This is a genomic window from Aeromonas ichthyocola (genome assembly GCF_046087985.1).
GTDB classification, from domain to species: Bacteria; Pseudomonadota; Gammaproteobacteria; order Enterobacterales; family Aeromonadaceae; genus Aeromonas; species Aeromonas rivipollensis.
In genome coordinates, this window is record NZ_JBJSWH010000001.1 from 672,319 (window position 1) to 688,647 (window position 16,329).

At 60.8% G+C, this 16,329-nt stretch carries 16 protein-coding genes and 7 pseudogenes; 2 read left to right on the forward strand and 21 right to left on the reverse strand.

What is annotated here, in order from left to right:
- Positions 1 to 19: 19 nt before the first annotated feature.
- From ACF2JD_RS03125 to ACF2JD_RS03150, 6 genes and pseudogenes are all read right to left on the reverse strand, one after another.
- Positions 20 to 294, reverse strand: a pseudogene (locus ACF2JD_RS03125) (hypothetical protein); the annotation flags it as partial.
- A gap of 27 nt (positions 295 to 321) precedes the next feature.
- Positions 322 to 414, reverse strand: a complete 93-nt coding sequence (locus ACF2JD_RS03130) for an MYXO-CTERM sorting domain-containing protein (RefSeq protein ID WP_440986746.1) — start codon at positions 412 to 414, stop codon at positions 322 to 324.
- Between the two features lie 103 nt (positions 415 to 517).
- Positions 518 to 655: a hypothetical protein gene (locus ACF2JD_RS03135; protein ID WP_440986747.1), complete on the reverse strand. Its 138-nt coding sequence runs from the start codon at positions 653 to 655 to the stop codon at positions 518 to 520.
- A 395-nt stretch (positions 656 to 1,050) separates the two neighbouring features.
- Positions 1,051 to 1,398: a reprolysin-like metallopeptidase gene (locus ACF2JD_RS03140; RefSeq protein ID WP_440986748.1), complete on the reverse strand. Its 348-nt coding sequence runs from the start codon at positions 1,396 to 1,398 to the stop codon at positions 1,051 to 1,053.
- Positions 1,395 to 1,718, reverse strand: coding sequence for a zinc-dependent metalloprotease family protein (locus ACF2JD_RS03145; RefSeq protein ID WP_440986749.1), 324 nt, complete (start codon positions 1,716 to 1,718; stop codon positions 1,395 to 1,397). Before ACF2JD_RS03145 ends, ACF2JD_RS03140 begins: the two co-directional genes overlap by 4 nt.
- Entirely contained in the window at positions 1,621 to 2,211 is a 591-nt protein-coding gene (locus ACF2JD_RS03150) for a hypothetical protein (protein ID WP_440986750.1), read from the reverse strand. Before ACF2JD_RS03150 ends, ACF2JD_RS03145 begins: the two co-directional genes overlap by 98 nt.
- Positions 2,212 to 2,542: 331 nt before the next feature.
- On the opposite strand from ACF2JD_RS03150, the gene ACF2JD_RS03155 reads away from it, so the two are divergent.
- Positions 2,543 to 3,754, forward strand: a complete 1,212-nt coding sequence (locus tag ACF2JD_RS03155) for an RsmB/NOP family class I SAM-dependent RNA methyltransferase (RefSeq protein ID WP_106887457.1) — start codon at positions 2,543 to 2,545, stop codon at positions 3,752 to 3,754.
- Between the two features lie 65 nt (positions 3,755 to 3,819).
- Here the strand turns inward: ACF2JD_RS03155 and ACF2JD_RS03160 are convergent, their stop codons facing one another.
- Positions 3,820 to 4,164, reverse strand: a complete 345-nt coding sequence (locus tag ACF2JD_RS03160) for a Grx4 family monothiol glutaredoxin (RefSeq protein WP_025326276.1) — start codon at positions 4,162 to 4,164, stop codon at positions 3,820 to 3,822.
- Between the two features lie 287 nt (positions 4,165 to 4,451).
- Between ACF2JD_RS03160 and sodB the strand changes: the two genes are divergently transcribed.
- Positions 4,452 to 5,036 carry a superoxide dismutase [Fe] gene (gene sodB, locus ACF2JD_RS03165; RefSeq protein WP_005331469.1) on the forward strand — a complete coding sequence of 195 codons (585 nt, stop codon included), beginning with the start codon at positions 4,452 to 4,454 and terminating at the stop codon, positions 5,034 to 5,036.
- 116 nt (positions 5,037 to 5,152) lie between these two features.
- On the opposite strand, the pseudogene ACF2JD_RS03170 reads toward sodB, so the two are convergent.
- From ACF2JD_RS03170 to ACF2JD_RS03235, 14 genes and pseudogenes are all read right to left on the reverse strand, one after another.
- Positions 5,153 to 5,972 (reverse strand): annotated as a pseudogene (locus tag ACF2JD_RS03170) (MlaA family lipoprotein).
- A gap of 80 nt (positions 5,973 to 6,052) precedes the next feature.
- Positions 6,053 to 7,323, reverse strand: a pseudogene (ccmI, locus tag ACF2JD_RS03175) (c-type cytochrome biogenesis protein CcmI).
- Entirely contained in the window at positions 7,320 to 7,799 is a 480-nt protein-coding gene (locus ACF2JD_RS03180; protein WP_234569918.1) for a cytochrome c-type biogenesis protein, read from the reverse strand. Before ACF2JD_RS03180 ends, ccmI begins: the two are co-directional and overlap by 4 nt.
- Before the next feature lie 11 nt (positions 7,800 to 7,810).
- Positions 7,811 to 8,341, reverse strand: coding sequence for a DsbE family thiol:disulfide interchange protein (locus ACF2JD_RS03185; protein ID WP_025326271.1), 531 nt, complete (start codon positions 8,339 to 8,341; stop codon positions 7,811 to 7,813).
- Entirely contained in the window at positions 8,338 to 10,293 is a 1,956-nt protein-coding gene (locus ACF2JD_RS03190) for a heme lyase CcmF/NrfE family subunit (RefSeq protein ID WP_440986751.1), read from the reverse strand. The genes ACF2JD_RS03185 and ACF2JD_RS03190 overlap by 4 nt, the downstream gene beginning before the upstream one ends.
- 248 nt (positions 10,294 to 10,541) lie before the next feature.
- Complete coding sequence (gene ccmE / locus ACF2JD_RS03195) at positions 10,542 to 11,033, reverse strand: cytochrome c maturation protein CcmE (RefSeq protein ID WP_139744873.1); 492 nt, start codon at positions 11,031 to 11,033, stop codon at positions 10,542 to 10,544.
- The gene (gene ccmD, locus ACF2JD_RS03200; RefSeq protein ID WP_106887463.1) at positions 11,030 to 11,236 is read right to left on the reverse strand and encodes a heme exporter protein CcmD; all 207 of its coding nucleotides are present in this window, start codon (positions 11,234 to 11,236) and stop codon (positions 11,030 to 11,032) included. The genes ccmE and ccmD overlap by 4 nt, the downstream gene beginning before the upstream one ends.
- A 2-nt stretch (positions 11,237 to 11,238) precedes the next feature.
- On the reverse strand, positions 11,239 to 11,979 hold the full coding sequence (locus ACF2JD_RS03205; protein ID WP_429100373.1) for a heme ABC transporter permease: 741 nt from the start codon (positions 11,977 to 11,979) through the stop codon (positions 11,239 to 11,241).
- 164 nt (positions 11,980 to 12,143) lie between these two features.
- Positions 12,144 to 12,812 carry a heme exporter protein CcmB gene (gene ccmB, locus ACF2JD_RS03210; protein WP_025326266.1) on the reverse strand — a complete coding sequence of 223 codons (669 nt, stop codon included), beginning with the start codon at positions 12,810 to 12,812 and terminating at the stop codon, positions 12,144 to 12,146.
- Between the two features lie 2 nt (positions 12,813 to 12,814).
- Positions 12,815 to 13,450: pseudogene (ccmA, locus tag ACF2JD_RS03215) on the reverse strand (cytochrome c biogenesis heme-transporting ATPase CcmA).
- A gap of 183 nt (positions 13,451 to 13,633) precedes the next feature.
- Positions 13,634 to 14,011: pseudogene (locus ACF2JD_RS03220) on the reverse strand (DUF2802 domain-containing protein).
- A gap of 100 nt (positions 14,012 to 14,111) precedes the next feature.
- On the reverse strand, positions 14,112 to 14,600 hold the full coding sequence (locus ACF2JD_RS03225; protein ID WP_005333026.1) for a chemotaxis protein CheW: 489 nt from the start codon (positions 14,598 to 14,600) through the stop codon (positions 14,112 to 14,114).
- A 69-nt stretch (positions 14,601 to 14,669) separates the two neighbouring features.
- Positions 14,670 to 15,535, reverse strand: a pseudogene (locus tag ACF2JD_RS03230) (chemotaxis protein CheW).
- A pseudogene (locus ACF2JD_RS03235) lies at positions 15,532 to 16,325 on the reverse strand (ParA family protein). Before ACF2JD_RS03235 ends, ACF2JD_RS03230 begins: the two co-directional pseudogenes overlap by 4 nt.
- Between the last annotated feature and the right edge of the window lie 4 nt (positions 16,326 to 16,329).

The window sequence follows — 16,329 nt, forward strand, 5'->3', positions numbered from 1 at the left end:
CTTTTGCAGATTTCAGAGGCACCGGCGGGCAATGCACCAGCATACGCTGGTTATACTCGCTGGCGTAAACGCCAGCTTGGCATGGCCTCTTCCTGTCCGGGCTTATTACATCACCCAGCCCATCCAGATAACGCACGCCGCAGCGCGCCTTGGCCTCTGCCTGCTGCTCGGCGCAATGCCGGGCGCCACCTCGCCGCGCCCGGCGATCACGATCAACCGGTAATCCTGCTTGGCGAGACTGGCGCTGACCTCCTGTTCCAGGGTGCTGGCATCGGCCTGGCAGCCGCCAAGCATGGCAAGCACCAGCCAGCCAGATTCCCCTCATCCGCGCCTCCGTTGCCAGCCCAGCAGGGCCAGTGCCAGGGTCCACCAGACCGAGGGACCCGCCACCACCACCGCCACCTGAACTGCCACGCTTTGGACACCAAAGGCAGTTTGAGGGGGCTGATGGCAAAGAAGATGTTGTCGCTGCAGGCCACTTTCAGGCCTGACGCTGCTGGTGAGGTTGCCGGCAGGGTCACGGTGGCGAGCCGCTGTTGGGCTGGCTGACCGCCAGCATTGTAGTCCAGCTGACCCCCTCATCCTGGGTCAGCGAGATATCCACCTTGCTGCAACTGATCGGCGCCACGTTGGTGCCGGCCACATCCCATGCCACCTGCCTGACTTGCCCCCGGCGTGAGGGTCACCCCAAGCGGGGTGGTCATGCGGAAGGCGCTGCCGGTATTGACCACCTGCACCTTCATGTCGTCGCTGGCGACACCGCCCTTGCCGTCACGCACCGTCAGCCGGAAGTTGAGATCCCGGTTGGTGGTGGGCCAGGCCTCGCCCTTGGCGAGCGTGCCCGAGAGCAGGGAGGGCAGGCTCGGCAGGATCCGCTCGGCGAGCTGGTGGGAGAGACAAAACGAAACAGCGGCCGGGAGCCATCGTCAACCATGGTGGCGGCACTGCTCGATTCGGTGCCCAGATCGATCTGCTCCCAGTTGTAGAGCAAGGATCATTATCCAGATCGGCACCCGGCCCCCTTTAGCACGAAGGCCGTGTTGGCCGGGATCACATATCGCTGGCCCCGGCCGCGCCTGGGGCGCATTGTTCACGAGGTTGAGGGTGGTGCCACAAGTCGATACGGTCGCCATGTGTGCTCGCATCTGCTCGATGGACTTGCTGTGGAAAATAGGGGTCGCTGTGCGGCTGGATATTCTCCTCACCGCAGATGCCGGCATAGGCCATGATGGAGCTGCCACTGCCCGGCTCATATGCTTGCATCGCCTCCCGGTTGCCGCCACCGCAACTGTTGGTGGTGCCGTTGAAGGTATGGTCGGCACCAAACTGGTGGCCAATTTCATGGGCGACATAATCGATAAAGAAGGCATCCCCTACAGGTTCTTTTGAACCCGTCATGCCCGATGATTGGCGCCATAGGCGTAATAGGGTGGCAGGGTATCAACACATAACACCCCCAAACTCGCCAAACCACCGCCTCCAGTATTGAGGACATGGCCGATATCAAATGTCCCCAAATCCCCATCAGCAAAGGCCTGCGCTTGTACATCGACGTTGTGATCCGCATCCGCATCGGTGTTATCAAAGGGATCACTGGCAGGATCGGTAAAGATCATGTTGTCATTGCGGCTGGCCAGCTGGAACTCGGCCCCGACATCCCGTTGATAAACCTCGTTGACCCGGTTGAGCAGGGTGGTAATGGCCGCCAGGGTCAGCACCTTGGAGCCACCGTGGATACTGGGTGTACTCACCTGCCGCCGAGATGGCGATGACGTAACGCTTGCGGACATTGCCATCCACTTGCACCTTGCGAGCCAGCGTTTTGGCGTCAGCCCCGATCACCTTGTCGGCGTCTTCCTCCAGCCGGCTGTAGGCATCCTGCTGGTAATAGACGGCATACCCTTCGGCATTGCGCAGCGGGTCGACGAACACCATCTTGCCCTGATGGCTGAACATGGCGTGGAAACCTTGCGGCCCCAGATCGAAGCGTCCCGTCTCTATCGGATTCGCCGGGTTGTGACCCTTGAAGGTGCGGATCTGTGGATACTTGGCGGCAAGATCTGCAGGCAGCAAGTCGTAGGCTTCCAGGGTGAAGGTGACCTCCCCCCCATCGGGCAGCGGCAGGGTCAGCTCACTCGCCCCGGCTTGCAGTCTGGCAAAATAGTCGAGCGGCACCTTGGCAACCCGAAACTGGATGGGCCCGCACCTCATAACCCTCGTCTGCTGTTGCTCTGGCGGCCACCGTGTCCCATTCGCTGGCCATCGAGGCTAGTTGAGCCCAGCATACTGGCTACCACAAGGCCAAGGGGAGTATTTCGTCACATGCATCTTTATTAGTCCTTTTTAATGCACTCGCCTGAACTGCGGCCTGCATCATTTTCCTGCCGCCCATGCTTAGTCCAGCAGCCACCCTGGCCACCATTCCCCGAATGGGGACGGTTGCACCAATGCAGTCTAGCCCCTATCATGGCGCGGATTTGTCCGTTTCAGAACCCTCCTGTGTCACGGGCCGGTTCATCCTTTTTTGGCCAAGGTTAATCTCATGCTCAAATCCCCACTGTTGCCCCGTTTCGGGGATCTGGTCGTTGCCATTGTTGACGATGTACTCGGTCAGGGTCTCACCCTGGACCGCGCCTATGCCCGTCACTTCTCCGGCATCGAACTCAAACCGCAAGAACAGGCAAGGATTGCCCTGGTCACCGGCGACCTGCTGCGTCGTCTCAGCCTCTATTGCTTCCTGACCGGCATCCAGGTCCGTCAGGCCGAAAAGAATGTCTGGCCGCTGCTGCACAGCTGGCACGCCTTCCACAAGATTGCCCAGCCCAACAACCCGACCCTGGATCGCTTCAATGAAGAGGCATTCCGTCGCCGCCTGACCGAAGCGAAGAAGAACCCGGTGCTGATGGATGGTTGCCCTGCCTGGCTGGAGAAGCTGGGCAACGAGCAGCTGGGTGAGGCCTGGCCTGCCGAGCGTGCCGCCCTGGCCTGGATGCCCAAGCGCTACCTGCGGGTCAACACCCTCAAGTGCACCCGGGAAGAGCTGCAGGCCATTCTGGCCAAAGAGCATGTCACCACCATTCCGGTTGATGGTGTTGAGACAGCCCTACAGGTCACCTCTGACGCCGCCCTGTTCCGCACCAAGGCCTTTGCCGATGGCTGCTTCGAGCAGCAGGATGCAGGCTCCCAGCTGGTCGCCGCCGCCCTGGAAGTGACCCCGGGCATGCGGGTCATCGATGCCTGCGCCGGTGCCGGTGGCAAGACACTGCACATCGCCGCCATGATGGAAGGCAAGGGCCGCCTGCTGGCGATGGATGTGGAAGAGTGGAAGCTGGAGAACCTCAAGCAGCGCGCACGCCGCGCCGGAGCCCACAACGTGGAGACCCGGGTCATCACCAGCAGCAAGACTGTCAAGCGCCTCAAGGAGAGCGCCGATCGCGTGCTGCTGGACGTGCCCTGCTCCGGCCTTGGCGTGCTCAAGCGCAATCCGGATGCCAAGTGGCGTGACACCGCCGAGCGCCTGCCGGTGCTGGTCGCCCTGCAAGAAGAGATACTGCAGCGCTACAGCCAGATGGTGAAGGTGGGCGGCCTGCTGGTCTATGCAACCTGCTCCATCCTGCCCCAGGAGAACCGCCAGCAGGTGGACAAGTTCCTCGCGGCCAACGAGAACTATCGCCTGCGGGATGACCACACCGTCAGCCCCTCCGAGACCGGCTTCGACGGTTTCTACATGGCGCGGATTGAACGCATCGCCTAAGGCCCTGCGCACCCATAGAAAAGGGGAGCCAATGGCTCCCCTTTTTGCATGATGCGGATGCGACCTTATTCGGCGGCGGCATCATCCTGCTTGTGCTTGGCGGCAGCTTCCTTGATCAGGGTCTGCAGCTCGCCGGCCTGGAACATCTCGATCATGATGTCGCAACCACCGACCAGCTCACCTTCCACCCAGAGTTGCGGGAAGGTCGGCCAGTTGGCAAATTTCGGCAGCTCGGCACGGATGTCCGGGTTTTGCAGGATGTCGACGTAAGCAAAGGGCTCGCCACAGGACATCAGGGCCTGGGAGGCCTGGGCAGAGAAACCGCAGCTGGGTAGCTTGGGGGATCCCTTCATGTACAGGATGATTGGATTCTCAGCCAGCTGCTGTTTGATCTTTTCAATAGTTTCCATAAATGCCTCACTAGAGCGATTTCGGCGGCCATTCTACTGCAAACCGGGCAGACCACAAACTGGCAAACCGTCCCGAATGCAAGAAGTGATGAATCAATACGCCGCAGCTTGATCCGGATCATGGCGAGAATCAAGAGTTGTTCGCCCATCTTTGATGCTGTTACAATCGACGGGCTTTGGGCCGTCTGGCCCCATCATTTCAAGAACAATTCTTTTCAACATAGAAAAGAGTACGCAATGTCTTGCAACCGTCGCCTTCGCACGGCCCAGCCAATGGAGAGTAGAAAATGGCTTTCGAACTTCCCGCTCTGCCCTATGCAATCAATGCTCTGGAACCGCACATCTCCCAGGAAACCCTGGAATATCACCACGGCAAGCACCACAACACCTACGTGGTCAACCTGAACAACCTGGTGCCGGGTACCGAGTTTGAAGGCAAGTCTCTGGAAGAGATCATCAAGACCTCCACTGGCGGTGTCTTCAACAACGCCGCCCAGATCTGGAACCACACCTTCTACTGGCACTGCCTCTCCCCGAACGGCGGTGGCGAACCCACCGGCGCCCTGGCCGATGCCATCAACAAGGCGTTCGGCTCCTTCGCCGAGTTCAAGGATGCGTTCACCAAGTCTGCCATCGGCAACTTCGGCTCCAGCTGGACCTGGTTGGTGAAGAAAGCTGACGGCTCCCTGGCCATCGTCAACACCTCCAACGCCGGCTGCCCGCTGACCGAAGCCGGGACCACCCCGCTGCTGACCGTCGACCTGTGGGAGCACGCCTACTACATCGATTTCCGCAACCTGCGTCCGAAGTACATGGAAACCTTCTGGGCCCTGGTCAACTGGGAATTCGTGGCCAAGAACCTGGCTGCCTGATAGCCTTTTTCTTGCCAAAACGCCCCGCACTGCGGGGCGTTTTTTATATGCCTGTAGCACAGCAGAGATGAAAAAGGCGCCCGCAGGCGCCTTTTACATATCGAGCAGGCCCGACATTACTGGTCCAACTCATCCATATAGTCGTCCAGATTGGCATCGTCGTCCTGCTTCTCCTGCTGCTCTTGCTTGAGCTCGGTCTGACTTGCCGGTCACCTTGCCCTGGTTATACTGCAGATAGAAGTCCTTGGTCAGCGCATAAGGATCGAGGGCGTTGTCGATGATCCGCTCCTGATCGATCAGCTTGGCACGGGTGCCCCAGCCATCCAGCGCCCAGTGGGTGACCTTCAGCGGGAAGGTCAACAAGGCATAGGGGAAATAGATGGTATCCATCGGTATCGCCAACCAGCTTGCGGGTGGTGGTCGGGCCGTAGACAGGCACCATGATGTAGGCACCATCACCGATATCGGCCCTGCCCAGCACGGTATCCATCTCCAGCTTGTTGCGCTCGAGACCGGCATGTTTGGCCACATCGAAGATACCCAGCAGACCGACCGTGGTGTTGAGGGTAAAGCGCCCCAGGTTGGTGCCCGCCCCTTTCAAATCGCCGGTGATGAGATGGTTGACCATGCTGCTCGGCTCGTTGAAGTTTTCCACCAGGTTTTCGATGCCATCCTTCACCCCTACCGGAATAGCGGGCATAGCCATGCACCACAGGACGTGCCACATAGGGCTCCAGCACATCATAGTTGACCGCCCACATGGCCCGGTTGGCCCCCTGGAAGGGGTCGCGCGGATCGGCTGGCCGTGCTGGTCGCACCCGGATTATTCATGCCGGGTCTCCTTGAGATCCAGACTCTCGGGCCAGGCTTGGGTGGGCCACCAGCACAGCCCCCCAGCAACAAGGCCACCATCAATGCCCCTACACGCACATACATATGGAAGTCCTGAGCTTTTATTTTGATTTATCTGAATTATAGGTAACCCGGCCCCATCCAGGGGCCGGGCCAAAGGCGTATTAGAGTGCGTGATCGATGCGGATGTCAATCGGCGCTGTAGGGATGCTGGTGGTCGGCACTGTGACCGAGACCCCCTCGAAGGCTCCTTCCTTGTTCATGACGTTGCCGCCCCGGGAGAGGCGCGCCTTGAACTGCAGCTCGGGATAGGCCGCCAGCTTGCTCCCCTCCATCATGGCATCCCCATCCCCCAGTGACAGGGTGAGGGGCAACTGCGGACCCGGGATGCGCTTGACCGCGATGGGCATGGGCGGACCATTGGGGATCACCGCAAAGACGAACAGGTGGGCATCCTCCGGCAGCTGGATGCCGGGTGCCAGCGTGACCTTGAGGGGAACTCCCCCTCCTTCACCGCCAGCACCTGTCCCTGCGTTCTGCCCGCTCGCCTTTGGCTGGCTGAATTCGTCACCGGCGATGCCGCGCTGCTTCAGCTGCTGCTCGGGCATAGTCCATGGAGCGCTCCACCATCACGTAACGGGGAGCCTTTCTCCATCAGCGGCAACATCTCGCGCCAGCGTTGCAGCGCGGTCTGGAAGTCCTCTTTTTGCAGCGCCATGAAGGCATAGACGGAGCGCGCTTCGATATTGTCCGGATCCTGCGCGATAGCCGCCTGCAGCAGGGCATCCGCTTGCGCCTCATCCCCCGTCATCATCAGCGCCTGGGCGTAGGGCACCGCCACCATGGCCTTCTGCGGCGCCAGGGAGTAGGCTCGCTCCAGCGCCTCGCGGGCCATCTCGGGATCGTTACCATCCAGGGTCAGGCGCCCCAGCAGCAGCCAGCCACGGTAGTCGTTCGGTTCTTCTTTCAGCCGGGTGCGCAGCCCCAGGGTGAAGTCCAGCAGATCCTGTTCGGTAACATCGCTATCCCGCTCCACCAGGATGCGGTTGCTCAGCTCCCCCAGCCGGCTGCTGGCATCCTGCCAGCGTTGAACTTCCCGCCAGGAGCCGAGCTGGTAGTAGAGCCCCAGGCTCACCACCACCAGCACCAGCACACCCGGGATCCAGATCAGGCTCTTGCCGCCGCGGGCGCTCTGCTCCACGTCGGGGATGTCGTCCAGCAGGCTGCGTTGCAGCTCTACCAGGGACTCGGACTCCTCGGCCAGTATCCCCTGCTCACGCTCCTCGCCTATCTCCAGCAGACGCTGGCGATAGAGCTGCTTGTTGAGGGCCGAACGGCTGATGCTCTGGCGACCCTCGCCGCGCCACAGCGGCAGGATCAGCGCCAGGCTCGCCAGCACCAGCAGGGCCGCGATCACTATCCAAAATGCGGTCATTGTTTCTCTTCCTCTTTGAGCAGCTCGGCCAGACGGCGCCGCTCTTCTTCGCTCAGGGCGTTATTCATTCGTTTTGTCGCCGCCGGGGCACGGCGGCTGCGCACCACCACAGTGGCGGCACCGATGACAATGACCAGCAGGGGGCCAAGCCAGAGGATCAGGGTGGAGGCCATCAGGGGCGGATCATAGAGGATGAAGTTGCCGTAACGGGCCACCATGTAATCCACCACCTCCTCCTTGTTTTTACCGTCCCGCACCATCTGGTAGGTCTTGTCCCTCAAGTCCTTGGCGAGCCCCGCATTGGAGTCGGCGATGTCCTGGTTCTGACACTTGGGGCAGCGCAGCTCCTTGGTCAGCTCGCGGAAGGTCTGCTCCTGGGCATCGCTGTCGAAGGTGTAGACGTCGATGGCGGCACTGGCCTGGCCGGCGCCCAGCAGGCCCCCCAGCAGCAACAGGGATGCAATAAGCGTTTTCATCAAAGCGGCCCTCACTTCATGGCATCGAAGATGGGTTTGAGGGTCGAGGCCCAGACCTCGGGATTGACGTCCCCCACGTGGCGATAACGGATGATGCCCTGGCTGTCGATGAAGAAGGTCTCGGGGGCGCCGTAGACCCCCAGATCCAGCCCCAGCATGCCATCCGGATCATAGAGGTTGACCTCATAGGGATTGCCGAGCTCAGCCAGCCACTTGATGGCCTTGTCCCGCTCATCCTTGTAGTTCATGCCGACGATGGGAATACCCTGCCCCGCCAGCTGCTTGAGGTAGGTGTGCTCCCCATAGCAGGTCGGGCACCAGGTGGCCCAGACGTTGAGCAGCATGGGGCGCCCCTTGAAGATGCTGCGATCATGCTGCTTGTCGAGGTCGTAGATGTCCTGCAGGGTGAACACGGGCACCTCCTTGTCCACCATCACGGATTCCAGCTTAGTGGGGTCCGAGTAGAGCCCCTTGAACAGGAACACGGCCCCCATCAGGAAGATGATGAAGGGCAGCAGAAACAGCCAGGTCTTCTTGCTCATGCCTTGGTCTCCTCGTCACGACGGCCGAACCGGTAGCGCTTGTCCAGCATGGCCAGCACGCCGCCGATGGCCATGAAGACGCCACCGAACCAGATCCAGCGCACGAAGGGCTTGTAGTAGATACGCACCGCCCAGGCGCCGTTGTCGAGCTGCTCGCCCAGCGCCGCATAGAGATCACGGGTGAAGCCGGCGTCGATGGCGGCTTCGGTCATCGGCATGCGACTGACCTTGTACATCCGCTTCTCGGGCTTGAGCAGGGCCACCTGCTTGCCGTTCCTGTGCACCTCCAGCACCCCCTTGAAGCCGTCGTAGTTGGGGCCGTTCTTCTCGCTGATACCGGTGAACACGAATTCGTAGTCGGCGAAGTGCACCCTGTCACCGGCCTGCATGCGCAAGTCCTTCTCGATGCTGTAGTTCTGGGTGCAGGCGATGCCTATGATGCTGACCGCCAGCCCCACGTGGCCCAGGATCATGGCCCAGTGGCTGTTGCCGAGGCGGCGCACGCCGGTGGCAAAGCTGTGCTTGTGGGTGGCGCGCACCCAGGTCTCCTGGATGCTGGTGATGATGATCCAGGTACCCAGGCCTATGCCGAGCGCTGCCCAGGGCTTGAACTCACCGGCGAAGAGCAGCGGCAGCAGCAGGGCGGCGGCCAGACTCAGCCCCAGGGCCAGCACTACCTTGCCCTTGAGCTCACCGAGCTCCTGACGGCGCCAGCGGAACAGCGGCCCGACCCCCAGCAGCAAGGCGAACGGGATGATCAGCCAGCTGTAGATGTGGTTGAAGAAGGGGGTGCCGATGGAGATGCTGCCAAGCCCCAGCTCCTTGTGCACCAGGGGCAAGAGGGTGCCGAGCAGCACGGTCAGCAGGCCCGCCACCAGCAGTATGTTGTTGCCAAGCAGCAGGGTCTCGCGGCTCCACAGCTCATGCTTGCCGTGGCTCTTGACCTGGGAGCCCTTGAAGGCGAACAGCAGCAAGGAGCTGCCTATCACCGCCAGCAGGAAGCCCAGGATGAAGAGGCCGCGGGTCGGGTCGGAGGCAAAAGCGTGGACGGACACCAGCACGCCGGAGCGCACCAGGAAGGTCCCCAGCAGACTCAGGGAGAAGGCCGAGAGCGCCAGCAGCACAGTCCAGGCCTTGAAGGTGGCGCGCTTCTCGCTCACCGCCAGCGAATGCAGCAGGGCCGTGCCCGCCAGCCAGGGCATGAAGGAGGCGTTTTCCACCGGATCCCAGAACCACCAGCCGCCCCAGCCGAGCTCGTAATAGGCCCACCAGGAGCCGAGTACTATGCCAAGGGTCAGGAAGACCCAGGCCGCCATGGTCCAGGGACGGGACCAGCGCGCCCAGGTGGCATCGAGCCTGCCTGTCATCAGGGAGGCGATGGCAAAAGCGAAAGCCACCGAGAAGCCCACGTAGCCCATGTAGAGCATGGGCGGGTGGAAGATGAGACCGGGATCCTGCAGCAGGGGGTTGAGGTCGCGGCCATCTACCGGGAAGTACGGCAGGGTGCGGGTGAAGGGATCCGAGGTGAACAGCACGAAGGCGGTAAAGCCCACCGAGATGAGCCCGAGCACCCCCAGCACCCGCGCCACCGCATCCAGCGGCAGGCGACGGCTGAACAGGGCCACGGCCGCGGTCCAGCCCCCCAGGGTCAACACCCAGAGCAGCAGGGAACCCTCGTGAGCCCCCCACACCGCCGAGATGCGGTACTGCAGCGGCAGCAGGCTGTTGGAGTTGGTGGCCACGTACTGCACGGTGAAGTCGTTGTCGACGAAGGCCCAGGTCAGGCAGAGGAAGGAGAGCAGCAGCAGCAGAAACTGGCTGTAGGCGAGCGGACGGGCCGCCGACATCATGCCGAGGCGCCCCAATTTGGCGCCGATCAGCGGATAGCTCCCCAGCAGCAGGGCGGTGGCAAAGGCCAGGATCAGTGCGAATTGCCCCAGTTCAGGGATCATGGCTGACTTCCTTTCAATTGCGCCGCGACCAGAACCGGTGCACAGGCATGAGACGGTGAGAATTGCCCCAGTTCAGGGATCATGGCTGACTTCCTTTCAATTGCACCGCGACCAGAACCGGCGCACAGGCATGAGACGGTGAGAACTGCCCAAATTCGGGGATCATTGACTATTTCCTTTCGATGGCAGGGTGAAACATACCGATCCGGCGGCGAAACGAGCTGAACACGAGATCAAGACTGCAGGCATCATTGCTTGGCCCCCTGCAATTGCGCCTCGGTATACTCGGGCTTGAAGTGCATGCCATTGGTGGCGTCCGCCACCTCCGGCGGCATGTAGTTCTCGTCGTGCTTGGCCAGCACCTCGAAGGCGGCCACTGTGGTCGCGTCCTTGAGGGTGCCCTGGGCGACTATGCCCTGCCCTTCCCGGAACAGGTCCGGCAGTATGCCGTCAAATTCCACCGTCACCAGATGGCCACCGTTGTCTATCAGCTTGAAGGCCACCTTGAGGCTCTGGGGATCCCGCTGCACCGAGCCCGGCACCACCAGGCCGCCGATGCGCAGGCGCTGGCCCTCTTCCGGCTTGACCTTCTCCGGCCCCTTGCCCTCCACCAGCTCGCTCGGGGTATAGAAGAGATCGATGTTCTGGCTGAGGGCATAGAGCACCAGGCCAGTCACGCTGGCGAGGCCCAGGCTGATGGCCAGAATGATGGTGAGGCGTTTCTTGCGTCTCGGGGTCATAGGGTGTTCTCCATCTGCTGGGCCGCCTTGCGACGAGCCTCGCGGGCCTGCTTGTTGCGCAATTCGCCGAGCAGGCTGCGGGTTTTCAACCGGGTGGAAATGACGATGCCGACCAGGCAGAGCGCGGTCAGACCGAAGGAGAGCCAGACGTAGAAGGCGTAACCGCCCATGGCCATGAAATCGCTGAATGAGGCAAAGTGCATGCTTACTTCTCCTGTCTGGCGATGTCGGCAACCCAGGGGCGGTGCCACTCCCGCATCAGCAGCTCGTTGCGGAACCGCATCAGGGTCAGGGCCCCGAGGAAGGTGGTAAACGCCAGTATCATGATGAGCAGCGGCCACAGCATCTCGGGGGAGATGGAGGGCTTGTCAAACTTGGTGATGGAGGCGCCCTGGTGCAGGGTGTTCCACCACTCCACCGAGTAGTGAATGATCGGCAGGTTGATCACCCCCACCAGGGCCAGTATGCCGGCGGCGCGCCCCGCCACTACCTTGTCGCTGAAGGCGTTGTAGAGGGCGATGACCCCAAGATAGAGGAACAGCAGGATAAGCTCGGAGGTGAGGCGCGCATCCCAGACCCACCAGGTGCCCCACATGGGCTTGCCCCAGGCGGCACCGGTGAAGAGGGCGATGAAGGTGAAGACGGCGCCCACCGGGGCTATGGCCGCCACCGTCATGTCCGCCATGCGCAGTTGCCACACCAGGCCGATGAAGGCCGCCACCGCCATCGTGGAGTAGGCTCCCATGGAGAGGATGGCGGCAGGCACATGGATGTAGATGATCCTGAAAGAGTCTCCCTGCTGATAATCGGCGGGGGCAAAGGCCAGCCCCCAGACGGTGCCTATGATGAAGGCGAGCAGGCTTGTCACGACAAACCAGGGCAGCAGGGTGCCGGCCAGCCCATAGGCGCGCTCGGGTTTGGCATAAGGGTGCAACCATTTCCACATAGCTCACAGAACCTTTCAGTTATTAATTTTTAAGTGGCGAGGCCTACCATACCCACCGGCGGGAAACATCATATCCCCCCAAAGCAATAAGCAGCCATCCCCTTGATCTATCTCAATTATATTTTTCACAAAACAGCCTCAAAAGAGGCTTTTTTGATAATTAATCAGTTGACGCTGACCCGCAGTGCCGCCGAGATGGCCAGGGGCGTCAGGGTCAGGGCCCCCACCAGCATGGCCCCCAGGATCGCGAGTTGCCCCCCGTAGGGCAACCCCATGCTGGCCGCATCTATGGCGGAGGTGGCGAAGATCAATACCGGGATATAGAGCGGCAGCAGCAGCAGGCTGAGCAGCACGCCCCCCTTGCGCAGGCCCGCCGTCAGCGCCACCCCGACGGCCCCGAGCAGGCTCAGCACCGGAGTACCCAGGGCCAGGGTGGCCACCACGGCCAGATAGCTCTTCATGTCCAGGGAGAGCAGGATGGCGAGCAGCGGGGAAACCAGCAGCAGCGGCAGGCCGGTCAGCAACCAGTGAGCGATCACTTTGGCCAGCGCCAGCAGCCCAAGGGGATGGGGCATCAGCATCATCTGCTCCAGGGCGCCGTCGCTGAAGTCATCGCGAAACAGCCGCTCCAGGGAGAGCATGGCCGCCAGCAGGGCTGCCACCCAGATGATGCCGGGGGCGATGCGGGCCAGCAGCTGGGGCTCGGGCCCGATGCCGAGGGGAAAGAGGGTGATGACGATGAGGAAGAACCAGAGCGGGTTGAAGATGTCGGCGCGCTGGCGCAGGGCCATCAGCAACTCGCGGTGAATAAGGTGTATGACGGCGCGCAACATGGCTACTCCTGCAACAACGAGGTCAGCGACAGTGTCTTCAGGCGCCCCTGCATCAGGGTCAGGTCCTGATGGGTGGTGAGGATCACCATGCCCCCCCGCTCGGCGTGGGTCAGAAAGAGCTGCTCCAGCACCTTGACCCCCTGCTTGTCGATGGCGGTAAAGGGCTCATCGAGGATCCAGAGCGCCGGTTTCGCTGACAGCCAGAGTCTGGCCAGCGCCACCCGGCGCTGCTGCCCGGCAGAGAGCTGCCCGGTGGGGTTGTCTTCAAACCCGGCCAGACCGACCTGGGCCAGTACCTGCCACAAGTCCACGCTGGTATCGCTGCGGGTGATGCAACTTCTGGTAGAAGGCGAGGTTTTCGAAAGGGGTCAGCGCCGCTTTGACGCCGGGCTGATGGCCGAGATAGAGCAGATTGGCATGATACTCATCGCGGCAGTGCGGATATTCTCCCCATTCCAGCACACCTCACCGGCAAACGGTTGCGACAGCCCAGTCAGCAAGCGCAGCAGGCTGGTCTTGCCCTACCCCGTTGGGGCCTTCAATTTGCACCAGATCACCGGGCGCACCGCAAAGGAGAGATGTTCAAACAGAGTGCGATCTTCACGCACGCAGCTCAGATTGTGAATTTGAAGCAGCATGAGGATGTAATCAGTGAAAAGAAGCGGCCTGCATATTAACACAGTATTGGAAGCGTCTTTTCAAAGATGCCAACAATCAGCAGGATTTGTGGACCGGGATCACAAAGCCTTGAAGTAGAGGCCTGCTCAACGCAGGAAGGCGGACGCCATAAAATTCAGGAAGGCAATTGCCTTCCTGAACATTCATGAGCGACCTTTTCGCAATGATATCAACAGCTCGGCCTCGGCCTTTGGCAACTCGCACTCACTCATGACCTCATCGAGGTCGGCGCCCAGTTCCACCATCTTGGCCGCGCGGCTGTAAAGCCTGCGTTCCGGATCCTGCAGGGTCAGTTCTTGCTGGCGCTCATTGACCTGCTGCATCGCCCCTTCGACCGACTGCAGACGCTGGCCCATGCCAATGGCACCGGTATGCAGCTCCATCATCTGCTTGCGCAAGCTTTCCAACTGACCTTGCAGGTTGCCACACTGGCCTCGGACTCTGCTTGACTGCGGCGGTGCCAATCAGACCAGATACAGGGCAAGCACCAAGGCCAGCAAGGACAACCCCAAGGCGGCAATTCAATCATCAAACATCACCTTCCTATCACAGGGTCCCGCTCGGCATCAAGGTGCCGCGGGCAGATCCGGGACCGCTGTTGTATCACTTTTTGACCCGCCGTTACAGGGAGCCAATATCGTCCCACTCTTCGTCGGAGAGCAGCTTGTTGAGATCCACCAGGATCAGCAGCTGACCGTCGCGGTTGCTGACACCCTGGATGAACTTGGCGCTCTCCTCGGTGCCCACCGCCGGGGCGGCGTCGATCTCGGAGGAGCGCAGATAGACCACCTCGGCCACGCTGTCCACCATGATGCCGATCACCTGCTTCTCCGCCTCTATGATGACGATGCGGGAATTCTCGCTCACATCACCGGCAGGCAGGCCGAAACGGGAGCGGGTGTCGATGACGGTCACCACGTTGCCACGCAGGTTGATGATGCCCAGCACATAGTCGGGCGCACCCGGTACCGGGGCTATCTCGGTGTAGCGCAACACCTCCTGGACCTGCATCACGTTGATGCCATAGGTCTCGTTTTCCAACTGGAAGGTCACCCACTGCAGCACTTCGTCCTCGGCCAGATTTTGTGCAATATTGCGCTTCTCTGTCATCTTCTTGATCCTTGTATGAACCCGTCAACGGGTAAAATTAGCAATAAAACAGCTCGAGTGCAGAAGTTATCAGCGACCTTCTATGTTCACCCCGCGCTCCAGCAACAGGAGCAATTCGCGGACGTGCAGCAGGGCACACATTTCTTTGACCATGCCCGCCAGCCAGGGGCGCTTGCCCTCCTGATGGCGCCATTTCACCTGGTCACGGTGTAATAACTCAGTCCCTTTCAGATGATGGCAGGCAAGTCCCCAGGGTGATTCCCCCAGCATAATCAGATATTTGTACTCGTCTATCTCCAGATGCTGGCCCGGCATGACCCACTGGGCCGTGTCGACCACGTTCATCTTCTGCTCCCGGGAGGTCATGATCCCCTTGTACCAGCCCGGCTGGCCGAACAGGGAGGTCATCTCGCCCAGCTGATGAATACCGCCCAGCTCGGTCAACGGCACCGCAAAGGTCACACCCGGCGACTTCAAAGAAAAGGGCCTGAAACTCTTTGCCGGTATCGATATTTTCCCAGGTAACAGGGTGCTGGCCTCTACCGGAGCAACCTCCAGCGCGGTTTCGGTCAGGACCAGCGTATGGGGCTCTGCAACCTCGGGATCACCTCGGGCGTCAGGCCATTCAGGCTCCACCGGCAGCAGTGCATCCTCGGCCACAATCTCCAGCGGAGCGGCTCGCTGACGACCTCTTCATGAAGGCATCATTTCGAACTGGACCTGTCCCACCTGAGCCAGCAGCTCACTCAAGTTGGGCCAGCCGTGATCGCTTCGAGGTAGGTGTTGCGACCACCTTAGGGACGCTGGGGCTGACGTTGCAACTGTAAAACAGGGGCAGATTGAACCTCTTCCACTTCATCCAGCAGCAGTGGCTCATCGAGCAGCAGGGAGTGGAAATAGTCATCCATGGCCCGAACCTGGGTGGTCTCTCTCATGGCTTCACATCCTGGGTTCGTTGACGCTCCAGCGCATCAATAAAGTTGAGCAGTGTCTCGTAGGCATAGGTGCCACGGCTGCCCGGTGCATAGATGGACGGGGGTATGTGCAGCAGGCTGGCATCCCGGAATTTGGTGTCGATGGGAATGACCGCATTCCACACCGCCTCCCCATACTGCTCCTTGATGGACTGCAGCGTCATCAGGGAGGCCCGGGTACGCTTGTCGAACATGGTCGGGATCACCGTATAGCGGAACTTGTCCCGCTTGGATCGCTGCATGATCTCGAAGGTCTTCATCATCCGCTCCAGCCCCTTCAAGGCCAAAAATTCGGTCTGCACCGGCACCAGGATGCGATCGCAGGCCGCCAGCGCATTGACCATCATCACCCCCAGCACGGGCGGGCAGTCGATGAGCACATAGTCATACTGATCCTGCACCCGCAACAGGGCACGCTTGAGTACCAGCCCCATGCCCTCCCGGTTGCCCATGACCCGATCAAGGGTCGCCAGGTAATAGATGCGGGCAGCAAATTGATATTTTCAAACTTGGTCTTGCAGCGTCAGTTTATTGACAAGCTCGGCTGTCGGTTTGACAGCCTGAAACAGCTCATAGAGGGTTCCATCCAGCCGATCTGAATCAAAATCAAGATATGCAGTCAGCGAGGCATGGGGTCGGTATCAATCAACAGCACCCGCTGGCCACGCTGGGCCAGGATACCCGCCAGCGAGACCACTGTGGTGGTTTTACCGACACCACCTTTCTGGTTGGCAACCGTCCAAACAATCACTGTA

Coding starts and splice junctions, on each gene's coding strand:
- ACF2JD_RS03140 (WP_440986748.1), bottom strand. CDS start 1,398: ATGACGGGTTCAAAAGAACCTGTAGGGGATGCCTTCTTTATCGATTAT.
- ACF2JD_RS03150 (WP_440986750.1), bottom strand. CDS start 2,211: ATGAGGTGCGGGCCCATCCAGTTTCGGGTTGCCAAGGTGCCGCTCGAC.
- ACF2JD_RS03155 (WP_106887457.1), top strand. CDS start 2,543: ATGCTCAAATCCCCACTGTTGCCCCGTTTCGGGGATCTGGTCGTTGCC.
- ACF2JD_RS03160 (WP_025326276.1), bottom strand. CDS start 4,164: ATGGAAACTATTGAAAAGATCAAACAGCAGCTGGCTGAGAATCCAATC.
- sodB (WP_005331469.1), top strand. CDS start 4,452: ATGGCTTTCGAACTTCCCGCTCTGCCCTATGCAATCAATGCTCTGGAA.
- ACF2JD_RS03180 (WP_234569918.1), bottom strand. CDS start 7,799: ATGAAAACGCTTATTGCATCCCTGTTGCTGCTGGGGGGCCTGCTGGGC.
- ACF2JD_RS03185 (WP_025326271.1), bottom strand. CDS start 8,341: ATGAGCAAGAAGACCTGGCTGTTTCTGCTGCCCTTCATCATCTTCCTG.
- ACF2JD_RS03190 (WP_440986751.1), bottom strand. CDS start 10,293: ATGATCCCTGAACTGGGGCAATTCGCACTGATCCTGGCCTTTGCCACC.
- ccmE (WP_139744873.1), bottom strand. CDS start 11,033: ATGACCCCGAGACGCAAGAAACGCCTCACCATCATTCTGGCCATCAGC.
- ccmD (WP_106887463.1), bottom strand. CDS start 11,236: ATGCACTTTGCCTCATTCAGCGATTTCATGGCCATGGGCGGTTACGCC.
- ACF2JD_RS03205 (WP_429100373.1), bottom strand. CDS start 11,979: ATGTGGAAATGGTTGCACCCTTATGCCAAACCCGAGCGCGCCTATGGG.
- ccmB (WP_025326266.1), bottom strand. CDS start 12,812: ATGTTGCGCGCCGTCATACACCTTATTCACCGCGAGTTGCTGATGGCC.
- ACF2JD_RS03225 (WP_005333026.1), bottom strand. CDS start 14,600: ATGACAGAGAAGCGCAATATTGCACAAAATCTGGCCGAGGACGAAGTG.